Source organism: Oceanicola sp. S124 (genome assembly GCF_000220565.1).
Lineage (GTDB): Bacteria > Pseudomonadota > Alphaproteobacteria > Rhodobacterales > Rhodobacteraceae > Pseudooceanicola.
Window position 1 is genome coordinate 1 of the sequence record NZ_AFPM01000038.1, and the last position, 23,547, is coordinate 23,547.

The 23,547-nt window shown below is 67.7% G+C and carries 22 protein-coding genes and 1 tRNA gene; 13 read left to right on the top strand and 10 right to left on the bottom strand.

The window, feature by feature from the left end; all coding sequences use genetic code 11:
• The 4 genes from OS124_RS0103405 to OS124_RS0103420 all read left to right on the top strand — a co-directional run.
• A partial coding sequence (locus OS124_RS0103405; RefSeq protein WP_010137926.1) for a family 20 glycosylhydrolase occupies positions 1 to 924 on the top strand: 924 nt, incomplete at its 5' end.
• A 126-nt stretch (positions 925 to 1,050) separates the two neighbouring features.
• Positions 1,051 to 2,499 (top strand): M81 family metallopeptidase, encoded by a 1,449-nt coding sequence (locus OS124_RS0103410; protein ID WP_010137927.1) that lies wholly within the window; start codon positions 1,051 to 1,053, stop codon positions 2,497 to 2,499.
• Positions 2,500 to 2,634: 135 nt separating this feature from the next.
• Positions 2,635 to 3,846, top strand: a complete 1,212-nt coding sequence (locus OS124_RS0103415; protein ID WP_010137928.1) for an MFS transporter — start codon at positions 2,635 to 2,637, stop codon at positions 3,844 to 3,846.
• Positions 3,847 to 3,858: 12 nt separating this feature from the next.
• Positions 3,859 to 4,569 carry a copper homeostasis protein CutC gene (locus OS124_RS0103420; RefSeq protein WP_010137930.1) on the top strand — a complete coding sequence of 237 codons (711 nt, stop codon included), beginning with the start codon at positions 3,859 to 3,861 and terminating at the stop codon, positions 4,567 to 4,569.
• 3 nt (positions 4,570 to 4,572) lie between these two features.
• On the opposite strand, the gene nagB is transcribed toward OS124_RS0103420, so the two are convergent.
• Positions 4,573 to 5,334 (bottom strand): glucosamine-6-phosphate deaminase, encoded by a 762-nt coding sequence (gene nagB / locus OS124_RS0103425; RefSeq protein ID WP_010137931.1) that lies wholly within the window; start codon positions 5,332 to 5,334, stop codon positions 4,573 to 4,575.
• Positions 5,335 to 5,340: 6 nt separating this feature from the next.
• Positions 5,341 to 5,739: a RidA family protein gene (locus OS124_RS0103430; protein ID WP_010137932.1), complete on the bottom strand. Its 399-nt coding sequence runs from the start codon at positions 5,737 to 5,739 to the stop codon at positions 5,341 to 5,343.
• A 404-nt stretch (positions 5,740 to 6,143) separates the two neighbouring features.
• On the opposite strand from OS124_RS0103430, the gene OS124_RS0103435 reads away from it, so the two are divergent.
• Complete coding sequence (locus OS124_RS0103435) at positions 6,144 to 7,466, top strand: DEAD/DEAH box helicase (protein WP_010137933.1); 1,323 nt, start codon at positions 6,144 to 6,146, stop codon at positions 7,464 to 7,466.
• Between the two features lie 130 nt (positions 7,467 to 7,596).
• Here the strand turns inward: OS124_RS0103435 and nqrF are convergent, their stop codons facing one another.
• From nqrF to OS124_RS0103465, 6 genes are read right to left on the bottom strand one after another with little or no spacing between them, the layout of a single operon-like run.
• On the bottom strand, positions 7,597 to 8,820 hold the full coding sequence (nqrF, locus tag OS124_RS0103440) for an NADH:ubiquinone reductase (Na(+)-transporting) subunit F (RefSeq protein ID WP_010137934.1): 1,224 nt from the start codon (positions 8,818 to 8,820) through the stop codon (positions 7,597 to 7,599).
• 10 nt (positions 8,821 to 8,830) lie between these two features.
• Complete coding sequence (gene nqrE, locus OS124_RS0103445) at positions 8,831 to 9,439, bottom strand: NADH:ubiquinone reductase (Na(+)-transporting) subunit E (protein WP_010137935.1); 609 nt, start codon at positions 9,437 to 9,439, stop codon at positions 8,831 to 8,833.
• On the bottom strand, positions 9,439 to 10,092 hold the full coding sequence (locus OS124_RS0103450; protein ID WP_010137936.1) for an NADH:ubiquinone reductase (Na(+)-transporting) subunit D: 654 nt from the start codon (positions 10,090 to 10,092) through the stop codon (positions 9,439 to 9,441). Before OS124_RS0103450 ends, nqrE begins: the two co-directional genes overlap by 1 nt.
• Positions 10,092 to 10,934 (bottom strand): Na(+)-translocating NADH-quinone reductase subunit C, encoded by an 843-nt coding sequence (locus OS124_RS0103455; RefSeq protein ID WP_010137937.1) that lies wholly within the window; start codon positions 10,932 to 10,934, stop codon positions 10,092 to 10,094. Before OS124_RS0103455 ends, OS124_RS0103450 begins: the two co-directional genes overlap by 1 nt.
• A complete protein-coding gene (locus OS124_RS0103460; RefSeq protein WP_010137938.1) occupies positions 10,927 to 12,126 on the bottom strand; it encodes an NADH:ubiquinone reductase (Na(+)-transporting) subunit B in 1,200 nt (399 codons plus the stop codon). Before OS124_RS0103460 ends, OS124_RS0103455 begins: the two co-directional genes overlap by 8 nt.
• A 3-nt stretch (positions 12,127 to 12,129) precedes the next feature.
• The gene (locus OS124_RS0103465; RefSeq protein ID WP_443189680.1) at positions 12,130 to 13,506 is read right to left on the bottom strand and encodes a Na(+)-translocating NADH-quinone reductase subunit A; all 1,377 of its coding nucleotides are present in this window, start codon (positions 13,504 to 13,506) and stop codon (positions 12,130 to 12,132) included.
• Between the two features lie 138 nt (positions 13,507 to 13,644).
• Between OS124_RS0103465 and OS124_RS0103470 the strand changes: the two genes are divergently transcribed.
• Both OS124_RS0103470 and nqrM read left to right on the top strand, forming a co-directional pair.
• Entirely contained in the window at positions 13,645 to 14,670 is a 1,026-nt protein-coding gene (locus OS124_RS0103470; RefSeq protein ID WP_010137940.1) for an FAD:protein FMN transferase, read from the top strand.
• Between the two features lie 13 nt (positions 14,671 to 14,683).
• Positions 14,684 to 14,920, top strand: a complete 237-nt coding sequence (gene nqrM, locus OS124_RS0103475; RefSeq protein WP_010137942.1) for a (Na+)-NQR maturation NqrM — start codon at positions 14,684 to 14,686, stop codon at positions 14,918 to 14,920.
• Positions 14,921 to 14,985: 65 nt separating this feature from the next.
• On the opposite strand, the gene OS124_RS0103480 is transcribed toward nqrM, so the two are convergent.
• On the bottom strand, positions 14,986 to 15,165 hold the full coding sequence (locus OS124_RS0103480; RefSeq protein ID WP_010137943.1) for a hypothetical protein: 180 nt from the start codon (positions 15,163 to 15,165) through the stop codon (positions 14,986 to 14,988).
• A gap of 86 nt (positions 15,166 to 15,251) precedes the next feature.
• Here OS124_RS0103480 and OS124_RS0103485 point away from each other — a divergent pair, with 86 nt between their 5' ends.
• Both OS124_RS0103485 and OS124_RS0103490 read left to right on the top strand, forming a co-directional pair.
• A complete protein-coding gene (locus OS124_RS0103485) occupies positions 15,252 to 15,773 on the top strand; it encodes a CBS domain-containing protein (RefSeq protein WP_010137944.1) in 522 nt (173 codons plus the stop codon).
• Positions 15,774 to 16,003: 230 nt separating this feature from the next.
• Positions 16,004 to 18,793 (top strand): bifunctional aconitate hydratase 2/2-methylisocitrate dehydratase, encoded by a 2,790-nt coding sequence (locus OS124_RS0103490; protein WP_010137945.1) that lies wholly within the window; start codon positions 16,004 to 16,006, stop codon positions 18,791 to 18,793.
• A gap of 192 nt (positions 18,794 to 18,985) precedes the next feature.
• On the opposite strand, the gene OS124_RS0103495 is transcribed toward OS124_RS0103490, so the two are convergent.
• Positions 18,986 to 19,073, bottom strand: a tRNA-Ser gene (locus OS124_RS0103495).
• 442 nt (positions 19,074 to 19,515) lie between these two features.
• On the opposite strand from OS124_RS0103495, the gene OS124_RS0103500 reads away from it, so the two are divergent.
• The 4 genes from OS124_RS0103500 to OS124_RS0103515 all read left to right on the top strand — a co-directional run bounded on the left by OS124_RS0103500 (position 19,516) and on the right by OS124_RS0103515 (position 23,528).
• Positions 19,516 to 20,451, top strand: a complete 936-nt coding sequence (locus OS124_RS0103500; protein ID WP_237708066.1) for an SPOR domain-containing protein — start codon at positions 19,516 to 19,518, stop codon at positions 20,449 to 20,451.
• 100 nt (positions 20,452 to 20,551) lie between these two features.
• Positions 20,552 to 21,757 (top strand): D-alanyl-D-alanine carboxypeptidase family protein, encoded by a 1,206-nt coding sequence (locus OS124_RS0103505; RefSeq protein WP_010137947.1) that lies wholly within the window; start codon positions 20,552 to 20,554, stop codon positions 21,755 to 21,757.
• On the top strand, positions 21,754 to 22,392 hold the full coding sequence (gene tmk / locus OS124_RS23565; RefSeq protein ID WP_010137948.1) for a dTMP kinase: 639 nt from the start codon (positions 21,754 to 21,756) through the stop codon (positions 22,390 to 22,392). The genes OS124_RS0103505 and tmk overlap by 4 nt, the downstream gene beginning before the upstream one ends.
• Positions 22,389 to 23,528 (top strand): DNA polymerase III subunit delta', encoded by a 1,140-nt coding sequence (locus OS124_RS0103515; protein WP_010137950.1) that lies wholly within the window; start codon positions 22,389 to 22,391, stop codon positions 23,526 to 23,528. Before tmk ends, OS124_RS0103515 begins: the two co-directional genes overlap by 4 nt.
• Positions 23,529 to 23,547 lie beyond the last annotated feature (19 nt).

Here is a 23,547-nt window from a genome sequence, read left to right on the forward strand (position 1 = left end):
GCCACCCGTGGCCCAGACGCCCTGCTGACACCGCAGCTTGGCAATGGCGTGGAAGAGGTCCACGGCCATTACACCCAGGACCAGATCCGCGCGGTGGTGGCCCATGCCAGCGCCCTCGGCATCACCGTGGTCCCCGAGGTCGACATCCCCGGCCATTGCACCGCCGCGCTGGCCGTGATCCCCGAACTGGCCGACCCGCAGGAAGCGCCCGAAAGCTACCACTCGGTGCAGGGTTTTGCGAACAACGCCCTGAACCCGGCCCGCGAAGAGACCTACGACTTCCTCGCCAAGGTCTTCGACGAGATGGTCGAACTCTTCCCCGCCAAGTACCTGCACATCGGCGGCGACGAGGTCGCGAACGGCTCCTGGCTGAATTCCCACTACGCGCGCCAGCTGATGGAGAAGGAGGGGCTTTCGGGCACCTTCGAGCTGCAAAGCTACTTCATGCGCCGTGTCGCGGGCATGCTGGCCGAGCGCGGCCGCGTGCTGGCCGGCTGGAACGAGGTCGCGCATGGCGGCGGCGTCGATCCCGCGGGCACGTTGCTGATGGCCTGGGAAAAGCCCGAGGTCGGCATCGAGCTGGCCCGCGAGGGCTATGACGTGGTGATGACCCCCGGTCAGGCCTATTACCTCGACATGGCGCAGGCCGAGGAATGGCTGGAACCGGGCGCGGCCTGGGCCGGCACCTCTACCCCGGTGCATTCCTACACCTACGAGGCCGAGGGCGCGTTCCCGGAAGAGCTGCGCCCCCGTCTCAAGGGCATCCAGGCCTGCATCTGGTGCGAGCATTTCACCTCGCGCGCCTATTTCAACCGGCTGGTCTTCCCGCGCCTCTGCGGCGTGGCCGAGGCCGCCTGGACGCCGAAAGAGCGCAAGGACCTGCACCGCTACGCGGCGATCGTGAAACTGCACCCGGCGTTCTGAGCCGGGGCACCGGGGCCGCGTCCCCGGCCAACCACAACGGGCGGACCCCGCGCGGGTCCGCCGGCGCCCCCGTCCACGTCGGGCGCCGAAGGGGCCCCCTCCTCCGGGGCCGGAAAGGACAATCAGATGAGCCAGATGAAACGCATCGCCGTTGGCGGCATCCACACCGAATGCTCGACCTACAACCCGGTCCTGATCCGCGCCGAGGACTTCCACGTTGTGCGCGGCGACGCGCTGACCGCCTATGACTACTTCTCTTTCCTCCCCAAGGATGACGTTCAGGTCCTGCCCCTGTTGCACGCCCGTGCCGTCCCCGGCGGCCCCGTCGACCGCCCGGCCTACGAGGGTTTCAAGGCCGATCTGCTGGCGCGCCTGAAGGCCGCCCTGCCGCTGGATGGGGTCTACCTTGCCATGCACGGCGCGATGCACGTTGACGGCATGTGGGACGCCGAGGGCGACTGGATCTCTGCCGTGCGCGAGGTCGTCGGCCCCGACATCCCGATCTCGGTCAGCTACGACCTGCACGGCAATGTCAGCCAGCGCATCATCGACCAGATCGACATGTTCGCCGCCTATCGCACCGCCCCGCATATCGACGTGCGCGAGACCATGGAGCGCGCCTGGGCCATGGTGCTGCGCTGCCTGCGGACCGGCGAGCGGCCCTTCGTCACCTGGGCGAAGATCCCCGTGCTGATGCCCGGCGAACGCTCCTCGACCGAGGACGCGCCCGCCGACGCGCTGTATGCCGCCCTGCCCGGCCACGACACCCGCCCCGGAATCTGGAGCGCCGATCAGATGGTCGGTTACGTCTGGGCGGATGAGCCGCGCGGCACCGCCTGTGCGGTCGTCACCGCCACCGAGGCCACAGAGGCCGAGGCCGTCGCCACCGAGCTGGCGCAGGCCTACTGGGACGCGCGGCACGCCTTCGCCTTCGGCCCTGTCACCGGCCCGCTGGACGAGATGCTGGACATCGCCGCCAGGACAGAGACCGCGCCCCAGATCCTCGCCGAAAGCGGCGACAACCCCACGGGCGGCGGCGTTGGCGACAATGGCCTCGTGCTTGAGGCGCTGATCGCCCGGAACTGGCAGGATGCGCTGATCGCCGGGATCACCGATGCCCCCGCTGTCGATGCCGCCTTCGCTGCCGGAGAGGGCGCCGAGCTGGAGCTTTCCATCGGCGGCGCGCTCGATCCGAAGAGCATTCGCGTCACCGCGCCCTTCAAAGTGCTGCTCCTCGTCGAGGGCGCGGGCGGCGCCTTCCGGCAGGCGGTCGTCAAGACTGGCGGCATCACCGTGGTGCTCGCCGCCCGTCGCCGCCCCTACCACAATATCGAGGACTTCACCCTGCTGGGGCTCGATCCGAAAGCGGTCTCGCTTCTGGTGGTGAAATCGGGCTATCTCTCGCCCGAACTGGCGCCGATCGCCAATCCGAACCTGATGGCGCTGACCGAGGGCGTGGTGAACCAAGACATTCCGAAGCTGGAGAACCTGAACCGCTCCCCCGGCATCTTCCCCTGGGAGCCTGAGGCAACCTTCACGCCCGCCCCCCTTCGCTCGGCCCGCGCGCCGGGCTGAGAAGACCCTGACCACGGGGCCCCGACCAACCGGCCCCCGAGACAAGTATCCTGACACGGCAGGCCCTTCCCCGGGGTCTGCCGCTGACGCGTTTGACGACCCGCCGGTTCCATCCCGGCCAAGCCCCGAGGCCCCATGTTCTCGACCCTTTCGATCCTGTGGAACAACCCCGGCCTGCGCGCCTGTGCACTGGCCATCTTCTTCTTCGGCTTCTCCGGCGCGGCCACTGCGCCCTACAAGTCCGTCGTGGCGATCCGAGAGCTGGGCCTGTCGGACGCCGCCTTCTCGGCGCTGACGCTGGCAGCGGCGGTGATAAATGTCACCGCGGCGATCTACCTCGGCATCCTCGCGGACCGCGACACCGGCTACCGCAAGCTGCTGATGAGCCTCGCCTTCATCGGGGTCGCAGGGTACATGGCGATCTTTCTCTTCCCCTCGGCCTGGATCTTCGTGATCTCGCTCCTGCTGCCGATCTCGGTCTACCATGGGCTGAATTCGCTGCTGTTCGGGGCCGGGCGGGTGTTCAGCTCGGACCTGCCGAAGGGCGATCAGGCGGCGGTCAGCTCGGTGCTGCGCGGGCTGATCTCTCTGGCCTGGATCCTGGTGCCCGGCATTGTCGGCTTTGCCCTTTCGGGCGCAGACAGCCTGCTGCCCGCCTTCGCCATCGCCGGGGGTGCGGCGCTGGTCTGCATGTTGGTGATCAACGCCATGATGCCGCGCGGCGGCAGCGGTGATCCCAGCCAGCGGCCACCCAAGGTCTCTCTCGCCGCCGCCTTCCGGCTGCTGACCCGCCTGCCGGTCGCCGCCCGCGTGCTGGGCGCTGCGGTCATCACCGCGATGATCCACGTCAACGCTGCCGTGATGCCGCTGATCGTCACCGGCCAGGCCGGGGGCGAACCCGGAGATGTGGGCGTCATCGTCGGCCTCGTCGCCGCGCTGGAAGTGGCCTTCATCCTGGTCTGGGCCCGTATCGTGCGCTCGATCTCAATCGTGGCGGCGCTGGCCATCGGCACGGCGCTCTACATGATTTACCTCGTCTGGCTGGCCTTTGCCCTGTCGCCGGCCTCGGTCATCGCGGCCTCGGTCGTGGGCGGCATCGGTGCCGCGGCGCTGATCACCCTGCCGCTCGGCTACCTGCAGGAGCTGATCGCGGATCGCCCCGGCCTCTCGGCCTCGCTAATCTCGGTCAACATCTTCCTTGCGGGCGCCATCGCCGCCGCGCTCTTCGCCTTCGGCACGGCCATCGGGGACTACCCGCTTGTCTCTCTTCTGGGCGCTGGCGCCGGCGCGCTTGGCGCATTGGGCCTTCTGGCGCTCGAGGGCTGGCGTTTCCGGGCCGCCCCGTGACAGGCTGAGCAGATGAGCAAGCTTCTGGAAATCTGTGTCGACACCCCCGAGGGCCTGCACGCCGCCGCCGAGGGCGGCGCGGACCGGGTCGAGCTGTGCGCGGCGCTGGACCTTGGCGGCCTGACCCCCTCGGCCGGGCTGATGCGGCTGGCAGCGCAGGGCCCCCTGCCCGCCTTCGCCATGATCCGCCCCCGCGCTGGTGGCTTCAACTGGTCCGTCGAGGAGGTCGCCGCGATGGAGGTCGAGGTGCTGGCCGCCCGTGACACGGGCCTTGCCGGCGTGGTCATCGGCGCCACCCGCAGCGGCAGGCTGGACCTCGCCGTGCTGGCCCGCCTGATCCGCGCCGCCGAGGGGATGCAGGTGACCCTGCACCGCTGCGTCGACCTGCTGGCAGACCCTGTGGCCGCCGTTGGGGAAGCCGCCGAGCTTGGCATCCACCGCATCCTCACCTCGGGCAGCGCCCTGCGCGCGGTCGAGGGGCTGGAGCAGCTGAAGGCGATGCAGGAGGCGGCGGCAGGGCGGCTGGTCATCATGCCCGGCGCCGGGGTGACTGCGGAAACCCTGCCGCCGATCCTTGCGGCGCTGGACCCGGCAGAGGTCCATGCCTCGGCCTCCTCGCCCGCGCATCTGCAGGAGCCGCTGACCCGCTTCGGCTTCCAGTCAGAGGCCGCGCGGCAGACCGATGCCGCGCGGGTGGCCACGCTGAAGGCGCTGCTCGGCTAGGGCCTATTCAGGGTGAACGTCGAGGTAGTAATCCAGCAGGTCCAGCCCGCTGGCCGCTTCGCGGTCGAGGATCACCGTCGCATTGCGGTGCATCTGCAGCACCGAGCCGGGCCAGCGCGCCGAAACCGGCCCCTCGATGACCTGCCGCACCGCCTCGGCCTTGGCCTTGCCGGTCGCCACCAGAACCACCTGCCGCGCCCGCATGATGGTGCCGATGCCCATGGTGATGGCGAGGCGGGGCGGGGTTTGGCCCGCCGGGAAGAAGCGCGCATTGGCCTCACGGGTCTGCCGCGTCAGGGTCTTCAGCCGGGTGATCGAGGTCAGCGACGAGGTCGGCTCGTTGAAGCCGATGTGGCCGTTAAGGCCCAGTCCCAGCAGTTGCAGGTCGATGTCGCCCGCCGCCACGATCTGCTCTTCATAACGCGCGGCCTCGGCCTCGGGGTCCGGGGCCTCGCCGGCGGGCAGATGGCCCGCGCCGGGTGCCATGTCGATATGATCGAACAGCAGTTCGCGCATGTAGTGGCGGTAGGAACAGGGGTGATCCCCGACCAGCCCGACATATTCATCCAGGTTGAAGCTGGAGGCCCCGGCAAAGCTGACCTCGCCCGCGCGATGCAGCGCGATGAGCCGGGCATAGACCGCTTCCATCGTGCCGCCGGTCGCCAGCCCCAGCACCGAGGTGGGTTTCGCCGCGACCTGCGAGGCGATCAGCCCCGCAGCCCGGGCCGAGGCCGCCCCGGCGTCATCAAGGATCAGGATCTTCATCGCCGATCAGCTTTCCAGCGGGCAATAGGCCACCACGTCCATCTCGACCTTGGCATCCACCATCAGCGGCGACTGCACGGTCGAGCGCGCCGGGGGATGGGCGCTGAAGTGCTTCTTGAACACCGCGTTGAAGGAGGAGAAATCGCGCGCGTCATCCAGCCAGACACCGACCTTCACCACGTGCTCCATGCCGCAGCCCGCCAGCGCGAGGACCTCCTTGATGTTCTCGATCACCACCTCGGTCTGGACGGTGATATTGCCCACCACGACTTCGCCGTCACGCGTCGGGACCTGGCCCGAGACATAGACGAAATCGCCGGCGCGGACGGCCTTCGAGAAGGGACGCTCCTGCCCGCCCGCCTGGGCGTCGGCAGAGTCGAGACGGATGAGACCGGGAATGGACATGATGCAGCTCCACGAAATTTGTTTTCCCGTTTGTCGCGTGGCATGACGGGAATCGCAATGATTTTCGCGCCATCTCGGCCCATACTGAAAACAATTTCCACACCTTCAAGCTGCCGGAGGCGATCCTGGTCCCACAGAACCGCCTCGACGGTGCCCCCGCGCAGGTCCATGAGCAGACCGCAAGGGGCTGCTGCGGCGCAGCACCTTGACTTTCGCGCCGAAAGCGGGCATCTACCGGCGGTGCGCTGCGCAGCCGCGTGAGCTTGCCGTGCCCGAAGGGGCCATCAGCGCCACCCTTTTCCAGTTCCCCATCACGCAGGGTTCTTACGCAACGGCCGGATCTGCGGGACACGCCCGCCTGTCCCGAGGCCTCTGCGAACCCTTGCCGGCAGAACCGCCGGTACATGGCCGTGCATGCGGCCGCTGAAGGATATCCCTTGACCACTTTCCATGACCTCGGCCTGTCGCCGAAGATCACTGATGCCCTGACCGAAGCCGGTTTGACCGAACCCACCCCGATCCAGGAACAGGCCATTCCGCTGGCCCTGGAAGGCCATGACGTGCTGGGCCTCGCCCAGACCGGCACCGGCAAGACCCTGGCCTTCGGCCTGCCGCTGATGGAGCACCTGTTCCAGATGAAGGGCAAGCCGCAGGACCGCACCGCCAAGGCCCTTGTCCTGGCCCCGACCCGCGAGCTGGTCAACCAGATCGCCGACAACCTGCGCGCCCTCACCGGCGAAACCCGCATGAAGGTCACCACCGTCGTCGGCGGCCAGTCGATCAACCGCCAGATCAACGCCCTGGCGCGCGGCACCGACATCCTCGTCGCCACGCCGGGCCGCCTGATCGACCTGATGGACCGCCGCGCCGTCGACCTGTCCCAGACCCGCCAGCTGGTGCTGGACGAGGCCGACCAGATGCTGGACCTCGGCTTCATCCACGCCCTGCGCAAGATCGCCCCCAAGCTGGGTACGCCGCGCCGCACCATGCTGTTCTCGGCCACCATGCCGAAGCAGATGGAGGAGCTGTCCAGCGCCTACCTGAACCATCCCAAGCGGGTGCAGGTCTCGCCTCCGGGCAAGGCCGCCGACAAGATCACCCAGTCGATCCACTTCCTGCCCAAGACCGAGAAGCCGAAGAAACTGCGCGAGATCCTTTCCCAGGACCTCGACGCGCTGACGCTGGTCTTCTCGCGCACCAAGCATGGCGCCGAGAAGCTGATGAAGGGCCTCGTGGCCGACGGCTACAACGCCGCCTCGATCCACGGCAACAAGAGCCAGGGCCAGCGCGACCGCGCCATCAAGGCGTTCCGTGACGGCACCATCACCGTGCTCGTCGCCACCGATGTGGCCGCGCGCGGCATCGACATTCCGGGCGTCGCCTATGTGATCAACTACGACCTGCCGGAAGTGCCCGACAACTACGTCCACCGCATCGGCCGCACCGCCCGCGCCGGTCGCGAGGGCGAGGCCATCGCCTTCTGCGCCCCGGACGAGGGTGACCTGCTGCGCCAGATTCAGAAGCTGATGAAGATCGACATCCCCGTCGCCAGCGGCGAGGCCCCCGCCATGGGCCAGGGCGGCGGCGCCAAGGGCCGTTCGTCGGGCAACCGTCGCCGTGGTGGTGGTGGCCAGGGTCAGGGCCGCGGCCAGGGCCAGGGCCAAGGTCAGAGCCAGGGCAAACCGGGCAACGGCCAGCGCCGCCGCCGCCGGCGCGCCGCGGCCTGATCGGACCGGCAGAATGACAAGGGGCCGGGGATCGCTGATCCCCGGCCCTTTCCTTTGCCGCCATGTCCCGGCGCAGACGCGGCACCGAAAGCAGGAAGGCCGCCCGAGGGGGCGGCCTTCCGATCTTTCGTTACCCGCCGAAGTCGTCGAGCATGATGTCCTCGCGGTCCACGCCCAAATCCAGCAGCATGTTGATCACCGACTGGTTCATGATCGGCGGACCACACATGTAGAACTCGCAGTCTTCCGGGTTCGGGTGGTTCTTGAGGTATTCCTCGAAGAGCACGTTGTGGATGAAGCCGGTGTAGCCGCCCCAGTTGTCATCCGGCAGCGCATCCGAGAGCGCCACGTGCCATTCGAAGTTGTCGAACTCTTCTGCAAGCTGGTCGAAGTCCTCGACGAAGAACATCTCGCGCTTCGAGCGGGCGCCGTACCAGAAGCTGATCTTCCGGTCGCGGTTCTCCAGCCGCTTGAGCTGGTCGAAGATGTGGCTGCGCATCGGCGCCATGCCGGCACCGCCGCCGACGAAGACCATTTCCTTCTTGGTGTCGCGGGCGAAGAATTCGCCGAACGGACCCGAGATGGTGACCTTGTCGCCGGGCTTCAGGTTGAAGATGTAGGACGACATCTGGCCCGGGGGGATGCCCTCGGTGCGCGGCGGCGGGGTGGCGATACGGACGTTGAGCATGATCATGCCCTTCTCATCCGGGTAGTTCGCCATCGAGTAGGCGCGCTCGATCGGCTCGTCCACTTTCGACTCGTACTGCCAGATGTTGAACTTGTCCCAGTCCTCCCGGTACTCCTCCTCGACATCGAAGTCGGTGTACTTGACGTGGTGGGCGGGGGCCTCGATCTGGATGTAGCCACCGGCGCGGAAGTTGACGTCCTCGCCCTCGGGCAGGTCCAGGACCAGCGCCTTGATGAAGGTCGCGACGTTCTCGTTCGAGCGCACGGTGCACTCCCACTTCTTGACGCCGAAGACCTCTTCGGGAACCTCGATCTCCATGTCCTGCTTGACCGCGACCTGGCAGGACAGCCGGTCACCGCAGGCCGCTTCACGCTTGGTGATATGGCTTTCCTCGGTCGGCAGGATCGAGCCGCCGCCGGAATGGATGCGCACCCGGCACTGGGCACAGGTGCCGCCGCCGCCACAGGCCGAGGGCACGAACAGCTTCTGTCCGGCCAGGGTCTGCAGCAGCTTGCCGCCGGCGGGGACCGAGATGGTCTTCTCGCCGTTGATGGTGATGTTGACGTTGCCCGACGAGACCAGCCGCGAGCGCGCGGCCATGATGAGGGCCACGAGGCCCAGCACGATCAGCGAAAAGAGCAGGACGCCCAGAGAGAAAGTCTGCATCTGTCTTCCCTCAGAGGTTCACGCCGGAGAAGGACATGAAGGCCATGGCCATCAGTCCGGCGGTAATGAAGGTGATCCCGAGCCCCTGCAGGCCGTCGGGAATGTCGGAGTACTTCAGCTTCTCGCGCACGCCGGCCATGGCGGTGATCGCCAGCGCCCAGCCGAGGCCGGAAGAGACGCCGTAGACGCTGGCCTCGGCGAGGTTGTAATCCCGCTCGACCATGAACAGCGAGCCACCGAGGATGGCGCAGTTCACGGTGATCAGCGGCAGGAAGACACCGAGGGCGTTGTAGAGCGGCGGGAAGTACTTATCGAGGATCATCTCGAGGATCTGCACCATGGCGGCGATCACCCCGATGTAGGAGATCAGGCCGAGGAAGGTCAGGTCGACGTCCGGGAAGCCCGCCCAGGCCAGCGCGCCGGGCGCCAGCAGGTAGGTCAGGATCAGGTTGTTCGCCGGCACGGTGATCGCCTGCACCAGCGTCACCGAGATGCCGAGGCCGATGGCGGTGCCGATCTTCTTCGACACGGCCAGGAAGGTACACATGCCGAGAAAGAAGGCGAGGGCCATGTTCTCGACGAAGATGGCCTTTACCGCGAGGGAGACGAGTTGTTCCATCAGTGGGCCTCCACGACCTGGATGCGGTATTCGCGGTCTTCGACCTGTTCCGGCTTCCAGCTGCGGAAGCCCCAGATCAGCAGGCCGATGACGAAGAAGGCCGAGGGCGGCAGCAGCAGCAGGCCATTGGGCACGTACCAGCCACCGTTGTTCACGGTCGGCAGGATGGTGATGCCGAACAGGCTGCCCGAACCGAACAGCTCGCGGATGAAGCCGACCAGCAGCAGGATCAGGCCGTAGCCCATGCCGTTGCCGATGCCGTCGATGAACGAGGCCACCGGCGGGTTCTTCATCGCGAAGGCCTCGGCGCGGCCCATGACGATGCAGTTGGTGATGATCAGGCCGACGAAGACCGACAGGGTCTTCGAGATCTCGTAGGCGTAGGCCTTCAGCGCCTGGTCCACCACGATCACCAGCGAGGCGATGATGATCATCTGCACGATGATCCGGATCGAGCTGGGGATCTGGCTGCGCAGGGCCGAGATGAACATCGACGAGAAGGCGGTCACCAGCGTCACGGCCAGCGCCATCACGGCGGCGACCTGAAGCGAAGAGGTGACGGCCAGCGCCGAACAGACACCCAGCACCTGCAGGGTGATGGGGTTGTTGTCGACCATCGGGTCGACCAGCATGCTGCGATAGGTCTGTGCCATCAGATCTCTCCTGCCCGCAGGCGTTCAAGGAAGGGCTCGAAGCCACGGTCGCTCATCCAGAAGCGGACGAGGTTGTTGACCCCGCGCGAGGTCAGGGTCGCCCCGGACAGCGCGTCGACGTAGTAGTCGCGGCCTTCCGGCGGGACGGTCTTGCCGACGGTGATCGCCAGCTCGCCCTCGCCGCCTTCGGTGCGCAGTTCCTTGTCACGCCAGAGCGCCTTCCAGCGCGGATTGTCGACCTCGGCGCCAAGGCCCGGGGTCTCGGCGTGCTCGTAGAACTGCAGGCCGTAGATGGTGTTGGCATCCTCTTCCAGGGCGATGAAGCCGTAGAGGGTCGACCAGAGGCCGTAGCCGTAGATCGGCAGGATCACCTTGTCGAGCGCACCGGCATCGTCACGCAGCAGGTAGACGGTGACATAGTCGGACTGGCGCCCGATGCCCGCGGGATCCTCGTCGAGGGTGTGCGACAGCTCGGGGTCGCTGGCAGCAGCGCGGTCATCGAAGCTGGTCGCGTCGAACTGCTCGGCGAATTCGCCGGTCTCCAGCTCCAGCACGTGGGGCTCGAAGGCGGCGAAGGCCTGGGCTACGTCGACGCCTTCCTCGTAGAGGCCAGCGACCTGCAGGATGTTGACCTGCTTGTCCAGCGCGGCGTTCTTTTCCTGCAGCGGCCGCAGCGACACGGCGGCGGCCGAAACCACCATCGAGGCGACGAGGCAGAGGCCGAGCGCCACGGCGACGGTCTTGCCGACGTTGTCCGGCGGCGTGTCGAGGAAACGGCGGATCAGCCCGGGCGCCTTGGCGGGCGTGCCCGGGGCGTTGGTGTCGATATCCTTGTCAGGCATTGCGGCGGGCCCTCCGGCGGATATTGGCCTGAACGACGAAGTAGTCGATCAGCGGCGCGAAGACGTTACCGAACAGGATGGCCAGCATCATGCCCTCCGGGAATGCGGGATTGATGACGCGGATCATGACCACCATGAAGCCGATCAGCGCGCCGTAGATGTAGCGGCCCAGGTTGGTGTGCGAGCCCGAGACGGGTTCGGTCACCATGAAGACCAGTCCGAAGGCATAGCCGCCCATGACCAGGTGCCAGTACCAGGGCGTCGCGAAGGCCGGGTTGTCGGCCGAGCCGATGAGGTTCAGCAGCGACGAGAAGACGATCATCCCGCCCAGGCAGCCCAGCACCATGCGGTAGTTGGCGATCCTGGTCAGCAGCAGGAAGCACAGGCCGAGCAGGCAGGCGATGGTCGAGGTCTCGCCCATCGAGCCCTGGATGGTGCCGACGAAGGAGTCCCACCAGGTGATGCCGTAGCCCGCCAGCGCCTGAACGCCGTCCGAGGCGGTGATCGCCAGGGTGGTGGCGCCCGAGAAACCGTCGACCGGAGTCCAGATGGTGTCGCCCGACATGTAGGCGGGATAGGCGAAGTAGAGGAAGGCCCGTCCGACCAGCGCCGGGTTCAGGAAGTTCTTGCCGGTGCCGCCGAAGATCTCCTTGCCGATCACCACGCCGAAGGAGATGCCCAAGGCGACCTGCCACAGCGGGGTCGAGGCGGGCAGGATCAGCGTGTAGAGCATCGAGGTGACAAGGAAGCCCTCGTTCACCTCGTGGCGGCGGATGGTGGCGAAGAGCACTTCCCACAGGCCGCCCGCGACCAGGGTCACGATGTAGATCGGCAGGAAGTAGAGCAGCCCGTGCGCCATGTTGGCCAGCGGGTTGGCGGCGTTGAAGCCGATGCCCAGGGTCTCGATCACGGCCGCGCGCCAGCCCTCGGCGCCGTGCTCGGCGATGGCGAGGTTGGTCTGCAGGCCGGTATTGTAGAGACCGAAGAGGATGCAGGGGATGGTGGCGATCACGACGTAGGTCATGATGCGCTTCATGTCGATGTAGCTGCGCGCGTGCGGCGCGGCAGTGGTCACGGTCTTGGGCGTGAACAGGAAGCTCTCGACCATCTCGTAGAGGGGGAAGTACCGCTCGTACTTGCCTCCCTTCTCGAAGCTGGGTTCGATCCTGTCAAAGAAGCGGCGCAAACCCATGGGTCAGCCCTCCCTTTCGATCTTGCTGAGGCAGTCGCGCAGCGCGAGCCCGTATTCATACTTGGCAGGGCAGGCGAAACCGACCAGCCCGAGATCTTCCTCGTCCAGCTCCAGCGCCCCGAGGGCCTGGGCCTGGTCGGTGTCCATGACCAGCAGGGCCCGCAGCAACTGCGTCGGCAGGAAGTCCTGCGGCATCAGCGTCTCGAAGGTGCCGATCGGCACCATGGCGCGGCGACCGCCGTTCAGGTTGGTGGTCAGGCTGTAGAGACGGCGCGACAGCGCCGAGCCGAGCACCGGCTGCACCGCGTATTTCGACCCCATGGGACGGATCCAGCCAAGGGGGATCTGCTTGTGATCCTCTTCCATCAGTGTGACCTGCCGGGCGTAGCGGCCGAGGAAGGCATCCGCCCCCTCGCCGGCCCGCCCGCTGAGGACGGAGCCCGAGATCATCCGCATCGGCAGGCCCTGGGGGTTCTCGCCCGCGCAGAGCTCGGTCAGCGCGGCGCCGGCGAGGGTCTTCACCAGACGCGGCCGGGCGGCCAGCGGACCGCAGAGCGCGATGACGCGGGTCATGTCCAGGCGGCCGGTCAGCAGCAGGCGCCCGATGGCGATCACGTCCTGGTAGCCGATGGTCCAGACGATCCTGTCGGCCCGTGGCGGCGCGAGGAAATGCATGTGGGTGCCGGAGAGGCCCGCCGGGTGCGGCCCCGAGAAGGTGGCGATGCTGACACCTTCGACATCCGCACCGGGCACATCCGCGCCGGTCTCGTGGCACAGCCAGGTCGCGCCTTCGGACAGGCGGGCCACGGCGGCGAGGCCGGTGGTGAAGGCCTCGGCCTCGGCAGAGATGATCGGTGCCGGATCGGGCGAGAGCGGCTCGGTGTCCATGGCGTTGACGTAGATCGCCGCCGGGCGAGTCGTCGCCTCGGGCACCTTGGAATAGGGCCGGGTACGGAACGAGGTCCAAAGGCCGGAGGCGCACAACTTCGTGACCAGCCCCTCGGCGGTCACGGCATCGCCGACTGCCGAAAAATCGAGCGGTTCGGCGGCCGTCGCGTCGGCCTCGATCTCGACGCTGACCAGCTTGCGCCGGGCGCCGCGGTGAATCGCCTTGATTCGCCCCGAGACGGGCGCCGTCACCAGCGCCTCCGGGTTGTCCTTGTGGGCGAATACCGGAGCTCCGGCAGCCACCACATCGCCTTCCTGCACAGCCAGTCGGGGCTTCAGGCCAATATAGTCCGCGCCCAGCAGACCAACCGTGGCGACCGGAGCGTACTCCGCATCGCCGCTTGCCGCAGCCCCCGTGATCGGCAGATCGAGGCCCTTGTTCAGTTTGTAGTTCTGCACATGCATCGCCTTCGGTTTTTCGCCCTTATGCATCGCTTTTCCGCCGAGAAAAACCTTGCCCAGCGCAAATTCCTGCGAATTTTTCCAATCCGAGCAGGTTGCAGCCGCAAATCCTTCGCCATAGTAAGGCTGCAGCGTCATCACGTAGACAATTCCGAGGAGCCTCGTCCAGTGTTCGCCACCGAAAGATTCACGCGCCGCACGTTCCTCATCCTGTCGGCGGCGGCCCTTGCGGCCTGCAAGCCGGAAGACGAGGTGATCAAGCTCTCGGGCGCCACCATGGGCACGACCTTCAACATCGTCGCCCTGCCGAATGGCCGCCGCGTCGAGAAGGCTGCCCTCGAGGCCGCCGTGCACTCCGCGCTGGCCGATGTGAACACCGAGATGTCGAACTGGGATCGCGGCTCCGAGATCTCGCGCGTCAATGCCGCTGCGGCGGGCCAGACCGTGACCCTCTCGCCGGCCCTGGCCCACGTGATGCAGGGCGCCACCGAGGTGCACCGCGCCTCGGACGGCCGCTTCGACGTCACCGTCGGCCCGCTGATCGACCTCTGGGGCTTCGGCTCTGCCGACACCCTGCCGCATGTGCCCGAGGCGCGCCTGATCGAGGCCGCCCTGCAGACCAGCGGCCAGGAGCGCGTGCTGACCCTGTCCGGCGACCGGCTGCACAAGTCCGTCGACGGTGCCGAGATCTACCTGTCGGCGATCGCCAAGGGCCATGGCGTCGACCGCGTGGCCGAGGCCGTCCGCAGCTTCGGCGTGACCGACTTCATGGTCGAGATCGGCGGCGACCTCTATACCTCGGGCCGCAACCCCGAGGGCCAGCCCTGGCGCATCGGGATCGAGCAGCCGGTTCCCGGCGACCGTTCGCTCTATGGCGTGGCGGATGTCTCGGGTCTGGGCATGGCGACCTCGGGCGATTACCGGAACTTCTTCGACGAAGCCGACACCCGCTATTCGCACATCATCGACCCGACCACGGGCCGTCCGATCACCCATGGCACCGTCTCGGCCACCGTGATGACCGACAATGCCATGATGGCTGACGCCTGGGCCACCGCGATGCTGGTCCTGGGCCGCGAGCGCGGCCTGCAGATCGCCGAAGCCCAGGACCTCGCCGTGCTGTTCATCGAGCGCCAGCCCGACGCCGGCTTCGTGACCACCGAAAGCAGCCGCTACACCGCGCTGCAAGCCTGAACCGGAGGGGCCCATGGCCACCGCAATCCTTGCCTTCGCGCTGCTGTCCCTCGTCATGCTGGGCATGGCGGTCGGGGTGATCTTCTCGGGGCGCAGGATCAAGGGCAGCTGCGGTGGCCTCAACGCCATCGCGGGCGCCGATCACTGCATCGTCTGCAAGAAAGAGATCGACCCCGACAGCCCCCTGCGCGAGCGCTTGGCCTGTCCGAGGGCGCGTCAGATGACCGAACGGATGCAACAGGGCGGCTGAGAGGCCGCCCTTTCTCTTTGGCGCCGGACACGGACAGGTCGTCGAAGGAGGCGCCAGGCGCCCGCTCAGCCCGGTGTCGCCATGGGCACGAAGCCCAAGACCAGGAAGCCGGTCGCCGCGATAAGGCCGAACAGCCAGAGCTGCCAGCGCGGCCCCTCGGCCTTCCAGACGCGCCGGTAGCGGTAGCCCGCGATGCAGGCCAGCACGAAGATCAGGGTGGCGGAGAGCGGCGTAAGCAGGGACATCGACAAGTTTCCGGACGAGGAGCGGGCAATCTGGTGTAGGCTGTCTGCACGACCACAGCTGTCAGCACAAGCAGGGAGCCCAATCGATGCCCGAGTCCTATCGCCCCCACCTGCGCAAGGATGACGCGCCGCAGCGCACGTCCAGCCAGTCCGTCGTCTCCAACACCGCCCCCGGCCGGGCCCGGGTCAGCGAGGTGCTGGCGGGCAAGGACGTGACGCTCTACACGATCTCTCCCGAGCAGACGCTGCACCGCGCGGTCGAGATGCTGCGCGACCACCGGATCGGCGCGCTGCTGGTAACCGACATCGATGCGAAGCTCGTCGGGATCCTGTCCGAGCGCGATATCGTGCGCAAGCTGGCCGATGCCCCGGGCCGCACCCTGCCCCACCGGGTCGAGGAGGTGATGACCCGCGCCGTCGAGACCTGTGCCCCCGACGACCTGCTGCGCGACGTGCTGCAGCGGATGACCGACGGCCGCTTCCGCCACATGCCGGTATTGGAAGAGCAGCACCTGACCGGCCTGGTGACCATCGGCGACCTGGTGCATTTCCGACTCCGCCAGCTGGAGCTGGAAGCCCTGCATATGAAGCAGCTCATCGTCGGCTGAACCCCCGGGATCTGCCCGCCCGGCGGGCGATCCCCCCCGTTCCCCCAAATCCGAGACGACTTGTCCGGATCCCGCGCGTGCCTCGGACGGCACCCGGCTATAGTGACGTGGCACTCACGCGATCTTGTAGTTTTCCAAAGCTCTGTATACTACCGCACACCAATAGGGACCGCTCTCCAATTCCCGGCAGGCTGTCCCGGATCCACGTACCTCAGCCACCGGAACCGCTCATGAGCCTCTATGCCAGCTACCTTGAAGAGATCGAAGCCCGCAAAGCCGAAGGGCTGAACCCCAAGCCGATCGACGACGGCGCCCTGACCGCCGAAATCATCGCCCAGATCCGCGACACCGCGCATCCCCACCGGGCCGATTCCCTGCAGTACTTCATCTACAACACCCTGCCCGGCACGACGAGCGCCGCAGGCGTGAAGGCCGAGTTCCTGAAAGAGATCATCCTGGGCACCGCAACGGTCGCCGAGGTCACCCCGGACTTCGCCTTCGAGCTGCTGTCGCACATGAAGGGTGGCCCCTCGGTCAAGGTGCTCATCGACCTCCTGCTGGGCGATGACAAGGCGATCGCGGAACAGGCCGCCGAGGTGCTGAAGACCCAGGTCTTCCTCTACGAGGCCGACACCGATCGCCTGCAGGCCGCGCATGAAGCCGGGAATGCCGTGGTCACCGACCTGCTGCGCAGCTATGCCAATGCCGAGTTCTTCACCTCGCTGCCCGACATCGAGGACGAGATCGAGGTGGTGACCTATGTCGCCGCCGAGGGCGACATCTCGACCGACCTGCTCTCGCCCGGCAACCAGGCGCACTCGCGCGCGGACCGCGAGCTGCACGGCAAGTGCATGTGCGACGCGGCCGCCCAGAAGCACATCCAGGAGTTGAAGCTGCAGCACCCGGGCAAGCGCATCATGATGATCGCCGAGAAGGGCACCATGGGCGTCGGCTCGTCCCGCATGTCGGGTGTCAACAACGTGGCGCTCTGGACCGGCAAGCAGGCCAGCCCCTACGTGCCCTTCGTCAACATCGCCCCCGTGGTCGCCGGCACCAACGGCATTTCCCCGATCTTCCTGACCACCGTCGGCGTGACCGGTGGCATCGGTATCGACCTGAAGAACTGGGTCAAGAAGACCGGCGAGGACGGCAAGCCGATCTACGGCAATGACGGCAACCCGCTGATCGAACAGAAGTACTCGGTCGAGACCGGCACCGTGCTGAAGATCGACACCAAGAAGAAGAAGCTGTTCAGCGAGGACGGCGAAGAGCTGGCCGACCTCTCCGACAGCTTCACCTCGCCCAAGGTCGAGTTCATGAAGGCCGGCGGCTCCTACGCCGTGGTCTTCGGCAAGAAGCTGCAGACCACCGCCGCCGAGATCCTGGGCGTCGAGCCGCCGCTGGTCTTCGCCCCCTCGAAGGAAATCAGCCACGAGGGCCAGGGCCTGACCGCGGTCGAGAAGATCTTCAACGCCAATGCCGTCGGCAACACGCCCGGCAAGGTGCTGCACGCCGGTTCGGACGTGCGGGTCAAGGTCAACATCGTCGGCAGCCAGGACACCACCGGCCCGATGACCGCGCAGGAGCTTGAGGCCATGGCGGCCACCGTCCTGTCGCCCGCCGTGGATGGCGCCTACCAGTCGGGCTGCCACACCGCATCCGTCTGGGACAAGAAGGCCGAGGCCAACATCCCCAAGCTGATGTCCTTCATGAACGCCTTCGGCCTGGTCACCGCACGCGATCCCAAGGGCCGCTACCACGCGATGACCGACGTCATCCACAAGGTGCTGAACGACATCACCGTCGACGACTGGGCAGTGATCATCGGCGGCGACAGCCACACCCGGATGTCCAAGGGCGTGGCCTTCGGCGCCGACTCGGGCACCGTCGCCCTGGCCCTGGCCACCGGCGAGGCCTCGATGCCGATCCCGGATTCGGTCAAGGTCACCTTCAAGGGCGAGATGGCCCCGCACATGGACTTCCGCGACGTGGTGCACGCCACCCAGGCGCAGATGCTGAAGCAATGCGGTGACAACGTCTTCCAGGGCCGCGTCATCGAGGTGCACATCGGCACCCTGCTGGCCGACCAGGCCTTCACCTTCACCGACTGGACCGCCGAGATGAAGGCCAAGGCCTCGATCTGCATCTCCGAGGACGAGACCCTGATCGCCTCGCTGGAGATCGCCAAGAGCCGCATCCAGATCATGATCGACAAGGGGATGGAGCAGGACAGCGGCATGCTGGCCAAGCTGATCTCGATCGCCGATCAGCGCATCGCGCAGATCCGCTCGGGCGAGAAGCCCGCGCTGCGGCCCGATGACAACGCCAAGTACTACGCCGAGGTTGTCGTCGACCTCGACGCGATCGACGAACCGATGATCGCCGACCCCGACGTCAACAACGCCGATGTCTCGAAGCGCTACACCCACGACACCATCCGCCCGATCTCGTTCTACCAGGCCGAGAAGAAGGTGGACCTGGGCTTCGTCGGCTCCTGCATGGTGCACAAGGGTGACATGAAGATCGTCGCCCAGATGCTGAAGAACCTCGAAGAGAAGACCGGCAAGGTCGAGTTCAAGGCCCCGCTGGTGGTCGCCGCGCCGACCTACAACATCGTCGACGAGCTGAAGGAAGAGGGCGACTGGGAGATCCTGCAGAAGTACTCGGGCTTCGAGTTCGACGACTTCAACCTCAAGACCACCGCCCGCACCGAGTACGAGAACATCCTCTATCTCGAGCGTCCCGGCTGCAACCTCTGCATGGGCAACCAGGAAAAGGCCGCGAAGGGCGACACCGTCCTGGCGACCTCGACCCGCCTGTTCCAGGGCCGCGTGGTGGCCGACAGCGAGACCAAGAAGGGCGAGAGCCTGCTGGCCTCGACGCCGGTCGTCGTGCTCTCGGCCATCCTCGGCCGCACCCCGACCCTGACCGAGTACAAGGACGCGGTGAAGGGCATCGACCTGACCAAGTTCGCCCCGCCGGTGAAGGCGCCGCTGGACAGCCGTTCGCTGCACTTCTGACACCGCCCTGAACGATATCGGAGGATCCGCGCCCGCGCGGGTCCTCCCCCCTGCCCCGCAGTGCCGCGCCCGGCACGGGCCACCCCTCCCCCAGATCGACACGGCATCAGCCCACGGCAGCGGGCTGTCTGCGCACAGCCGCGTCAGCGACGGGGCCTCGGGTCGGCCTGGACTGGTTTGGGCTGAGGGAGATGGCGGAAGGGGTGGGATTCGAACCCACGGATGCTTGCACATCGCCGGTTTTCAAGACCGGAGCAATCGACCACTCTGCCACCCTTCCGGCATGGACCGCAGCGCCAGGTGGCGCGCGCCCGTGGTCCGACAGCACCTAATGGCTGCGCCGCGATTCTGGAAGCGGTCAATGCCGCGACGATGACTTGCCCGGTATCTGGCGCAGTATCTGGCCCGGTAGCCGGCCCGACAACTGACCCTGCGACGGGCCCCGGGACGGCTCTGGCGGCGCACGGGAAAACCCGCCGATACCGGACGCCGGGCTTTCCTTGCAGGGGGCTTCACGCTAGAGTCCTGCACAACAAGGCCCGCGCAAGTCGGACCGTCAACGAGCAGGCCCGAAGGGCCAGGGTGCGGGACCTCCCGCCGAGGCAAGAGCAGGACAGATGATGCAGGGCATTCTTTCCCGACCCAAAGGGCTTACCCTCATGCGGGGGGCGGTTGCGCTGTGCGCCGTGCTTGCGGTGTCGGCCTGCCAGGAAGGCGGGCAGATGCAGCTGTTCAAGGCCAGCCAGGAAAGCCCCGAGGCCAGCCGTGGCCAGTCGCGCTCGACCAAGCTGATCGAACGGGATGTCGAGGCGCCCGAGGTCTTCCAGGTGACCGAGTCCGGTCTCTGGGACGGGCGCCCCTCGCTGGGCGGCGTCTGGGTCGCCCACCCCGACGTGACCGAGCCCGAACGGGTGCTGATCCGCAATACCGACAATGACAATTTCGTCATCGGCGCCCTGTTCCGCCGCGAGACGATGGGCCCGGGGCCGCGGCTTCAGGTCTCCTCGGACGCCGCCGCCGCGCTCGGCATGCTGGCCGGCGCGCCCGAGCAGCTGAACGTCACCGCCCTGCGCCGCGAGACGGTGGACCCGGCGCCCGTCGCCCCCGCGCCCCTGCCCGCCTCGGCCGCGATGCCCGCCGCCGCTGCGGTCGAGACCGCTGCGCTTGACCCGGTCGCCACCGACACCACCGCCATGCTCGAGGCCACCGCCGACCCGGCCCCTGCCGCCATGGCCACGCCCCTGCCCCCAGCCGCGACGAGCACGCAAGAGCCTGCGAAGAAAGGGCTTTTCGGCTGGCTGCGCCGCAAGGATGACCCCGCGCCCGAGTCCGCAATGACCGCCATGGCCGCGCCCGCCGTCTCCGCGGCGCCGCTCGCGGGGGCCGCCCCCGCCGCCCAGCCCGCCGCCACCGTGACCTCGTCTCTCGACAAGCCCTATATCCAGCTGGGCATCTTCAGCGTCCTGCAGAACGCCGAGAACACCGCCGTCGCGATGCGCCAGCGGTCGCTCTCGCCCGAGGTTCTGACCCACGAGAGCCAGGGCAAGACCTTCTACCGGGTGATCGTCGGCCCGGCCCGTTCCGCCACCGAACGGGCGACCATGCTGCAGGTCATCAAGGACGCCGGATTTACCGACGCCTATGCGGTTACGAACTGATCCGGCCCATGCTAGAAAAGGTGCGATCCGTCGGGTCCGGCGCCTTTCCGGCCGGGGCCGGCCAACCTTCTTGCCACTGCGAAGCAGGAGTGATCCACCCATGCAAACCCGCCCGCTGCGAGCCCTCCTCGCCGGTCTGACCCTCGCTGCCTTCGGGCTTGCCGCCCTTCCGGCGCAGGCCTTCGACACCAAGGCCCGTGCCGCCTACGTGGTCGATATTACCACCGACACGGCGCTTCTGGCGAAAGAGGCCGACGTGCCGCTGCCCCCGGCCTCGATGTCGAAGCTGATGACGCTCTACGTGGCCTTCGAGGCGATTCGCGACGGCCGCCTGCGGCTGGACGAGGAACTGCCGGTCTCGCAGCACGCGATGAACTATGGCGGCTCGACCATGTTCCTGGACACCACCGACCGGGTGAAGGTCTCGGACCTGATCCAGGGCATCATCGTCCTGTCGGGCAACGACGCCTGCGCGGTGATCGCCGAGGCCTTGTCGCCGGACGGCACCGAGGCGGGCTTTGCCCGCTACATGACGCAGCGCGCCCAGCAGATGGGGATGACCAACTCGACCTTCGCCAATTCCAATGGCTGGCCGGATCCGATGCAGCGCATGTCGATGCGGGATCTTGCCTTGCTGGCCACCCGGATCATCGAGGACTTCCCCGAGTTCTACGCCTATTTCAACGAGCGCGAATTCGCCTTCGATGGCCGTGCGCCCGACAATGTGCACAACCGCAACCCGCTGCTGTCGATGGGCATCGGCGCCGACGGGCTGAAGACCGGCCACACCGAGGAAGCAGGCTACGGCCTCGTCGGTTCGGCGGTGGATGATCTCTCCGGGCGCCGCATCGTCTTCGTCTATTCCGGCCTCGACAGCATGCAGACCCGCGCCGAAGAGGGCCGCTCGATCGTCAACTGGGCCTTCCGCCAGTTCAAGGAAAGCACCCTGCTGGAAGCCGGAGAGGTGCTGCCCACCCGCCTGCCCGTCCACGAAGGCGACCGCCCCGATGTCGGCCTGACCGTGGCCGAGGATGTCACCACCCTGGTGCCGGTGCTCTCGGCCGAGGGCATCGCCTCGGAGGTGGTCTTCGACGGCCCCGTCAAGGCGCCCGTCATCGCCGGCCAGGAACTGGGTCACCTGATCCTGCGCCCCGAGGGCCTGCCCGAGAAGCGCGTCGCCCTGATCGCCGCCGAGGCGGTGCCCCATGGCGGCTTCAAGGCCAAGCTGCAGAGCGCCGCGCGCTACCTGCTGCGCCGGATGAACGAGGGCCCGGACGAGGCATCGCCCGAGGGCGTCGCCTCTTGAGCCAGGGCAGCGGCCTCTTCCTGTCGTTCGAGGGCATCGACGGGTCCGGCAAGTCGACGCAGGCGCGCCGGCTGGCCGGGCACCTGCGCGACCTCGGGCGCGAAGTGGTGCTGACCCGCGAACCCGGCGGTTCGCCGGGCGCCGAGGAGATCCGCGCGCTGGTGCTGAACGGTGACCCCGACCGCTGGTCCGCCGAGACCGAGATCCTGCTGTTCACCGCCGCCCGCCGCGATCACCTGGAACGCACCATCCAGCCCGCGCTGGAGCGCGACGCGGTGGTGATCTGCGACCGTTTCGCCGACAGCACCCGCATGTATCAGGGCCTGTCGCGCGGCGACCTGCGCGCCCAGGTCGACAAGCTGCACGCCCTGATGATCGGGCGCGAGCCGGACATCACCCTGCTGATTGACATGGACCCCGCCGAGGGCCTGTCGCGCGCCCTGTCGCGCACCGGCGCCGAGGAACGCTTCGAGACCTTCGGCCTCGAGCTGCAACAGGCGATGCGACGCGGCTACCTCGACCTCGCCCGCGAACATGCCGAGCGTTTCCGCGTGGTCGACGGCACCGGCGACCCGGATGAGGTCTTCGACCGGCTGCTGTCCGCCCTGCCCGAGTTCTCGGAGCCCCGTGCATGAGCGGCGAGGACGGCCAGCCGGAACCGGATCGCGTCGAGGGCGCGCCGCATCCCCGCGACACCCTCCGCCTCTTCGGCCAGGCCGAGGCCGAGGCCGAGTTTCTCGATGCCTTCAACCGCGGCCGGTTGCACCATGGCTGGATGATCACCGGCCCGCGCGGCAGCGGCAAGGCGACGCTGGCCTGGTCCATCGCCCGCTTCCTGCTGGCCACCCCCGACCCCGCCGAGGACGACGGGGGCATGTTCGGCGCGGCCCTGGCCCCGGCGCAGGCCGACAGCCTGGCCATCCCCGTGGATCACCCCGTTACCCGCCGCATGGCCGCCGGCGCCGAGCCGGGCCTCTTCGTGCTGCGCCGCGGGGTCAGCGACACGACAGGCCGCCTCAAGGCGCAGATCACCGTCGACGAGGCGCGCCGGCTGAAGGGCTTCTTCACCCTGTCCGCCGCCGACGGCGGCCGCCGCGTGGTCATCGTCGACGCCACGGACGAGCTGAACACCTCGGCTGCCAATGCCCTGCTGAAGCTGCTGGAAGAGCCACCGGCCCGCACCACCCTGCTGCTGGTCACGCACCAGCCCTCGGGCCTGCTGCCCACCATCCGCTCGCGCTGCCGCCTGCTGCGGCTGAAGCCGCTGAACCCCGACATGATGCAGGCCGCGCTGGATCAGGCCGGTATCACCGCCACCCAGCCCGAACGTCTGGCGGCGCTGGCCGAAGGCTCTGTCGGCGCGGCGGTGCGGCTGGCGATGCTGGACGGTCTGAAGCTTTACGGCGAATGGATCGCCATCCTCGGCTCTCTGCCGCGTCTCGACCGCGCCCGGGCACAGGCGCTGGCCGATGCCGCCGCCGCGCGCGGTGCCGAGGAAAGCCGCGCCCTGCTGCTGTCGCTGCTGGATCAGGCCCTTGCCCGCCTGTCGCGCGCCGGCGCCACCGGCCAGCCCCCTTCCCCCGAGGCCGCCCCCGGAGAGGCCGAGGTCTTTGCCCGCCTTGCCCCCACCCCGCACCATGCGCGTCTTTGGGCGGCAGAAGCGCAGGAGATCGGCGCCCGGCTGCGCCACGGCACGGCGGTCAACCTTGACCCTGCCGCGCTCATCCTTGATACGGTCTTCAGGCTGCAACGCGCAGCGGGCGGGGGCTGACCCGCCGCGAAGACCTTCA

Excerpts from the sequence above, each read along its gene's own strand:
- OS124_RS0103410 (WP_010137927.1), top strand. The coding sequence starts at position 1,051 with ATGAGCCAGATGAAACGCATCGCCGTTGGCGGCATCCACACCGAATGC.
- OS124_RS0103415 (WP_010137928.1), top strand. The coding sequence starts at position 2,635 with ATGTTCTCGACCCTTTCGATCCTGTGGAACAACCCCGGCCTGCGCGCC.
- OS124_RS0103420 (WP_010137930.1), top strand. The coding sequence starts at position 3,859 with ATGAGCAAGCTTCTGGAAATCTGTGTCGACACCCCCGAGGGCCTGCAC.
- nagB (WP_010137931.1), bottom strand. The coding sequence starts at position 5,334 with ATGAAGATCCTGATCCTTGATGACGCCGGGGCGGCCTCGGCCCGGGCT.
- OS124_RS0103430 (WP_010137932.1), bottom strand. The coding sequence starts at position 5,739 with ATGTCCATTCCCGGTCTCATCCGTCTCGACTCTGCCGACGCCCAGGCG.
- OS124_RS0103435 (WP_010137933.1), top strand. The coding sequence starts at position 6,144 with ATGGCCGTGCATGCGGCCGCTGAAGGATATCCCTTGACCACTTTCCAT.
- nqrF (WP_010137934.1), bottom strand. The coding sequence starts at position 8,820 with ATGCAGACTTTCTCTCTGGGCGTCCTGCTCTTTTCGCTGATCGTGCTG.
- nqrE (WP_010137935.1), bottom strand. The coding sequence starts at position 9,439 with ATGGAACAACTCGTCTCCCTCGCGGTAAAGGCCATCTTCGTCGAGAAC.
- OS124_RS0103450 (WP_010137936.1), bottom strand. The coding sequence starts at position 10,092 with ATGGCACAGACCTATCGCAGCATGCTGGTCGACCCGATGGTCGACAAC.
- OS124_RS0103455 (WP_010137937.1), bottom strand. The coding sequence starts at position 10,934 with ATGCCTGACAAGGATATCGACACCAACGCCCCGGGCACGCCCGCCAAG.
- OS124_RS0103460 (WP_010137938.1), bottom strand. The coding sequence starts at position 12,126 with ATGGGTTTGCGCCGCTTCTTTGACAGGATCGAACCCAGCTTCGAGAAG.
- OS124_RS0103465 (WP_443189680.1), bottom strand. The coding sequence starts at position 13,506 with ATGCATAAGGGCGAAAAACCGAAGGCGATGCATGTGCAGAACTACAAA.
- nqrM (WP_010137942.1), top strand. The coding sequence starts at position 14,684 with ATGGCCACCGCAATCCTTGCCTTCGCGCTGCTGTCCCTCGTCATGCTG.
- OS124_RS0103480 (WP_010137943.1), bottom strand. The coding sequence starts at position 15,165 with ATGTCCCTGCTTACGCCGCTCTCCGCCACCCTGATCTTCGTGCTGGCC.
- OS124_RS0103485 (WP_010137944.1), top strand. The coding sequence starts at position 15,252 with ATGCCCGAGTCCTATCGCCCCCACCTGCGCAAGGATGACGCGCCGCAG.
- OS124_RS0103490 (WP_010137945.1), top strand. The coding sequence starts at position 16,004 with ATGAGCCTCTATGCCAGCTACCTTGAAGAGATCGAAGCCCGCAAAGCC.
- OS124_RS0103500 (WP_237708066.1), top strand. The coding sequence starts at position 19,516 with ATGCAGCTGTTCAAGGCCAGCCAGGAAAGCCCCGAGGCCAGCCGTGGC.
- OS124_RS0103505 (WP_010137947.1), top strand. The coding sequence starts at position 20,552 with ATGCAAACCCGCCCGCTGCGAGCCCTCCTCGCCGGTCTGACCCTCGCT.
- OS124_RS0103515 (WP_010137950.1), top strand. The coding sequence starts at position 22,389 with ATGAGCGGCGAGGACGGCCAGCCGGAACCGGATCGCGTCGAGGGCGCG.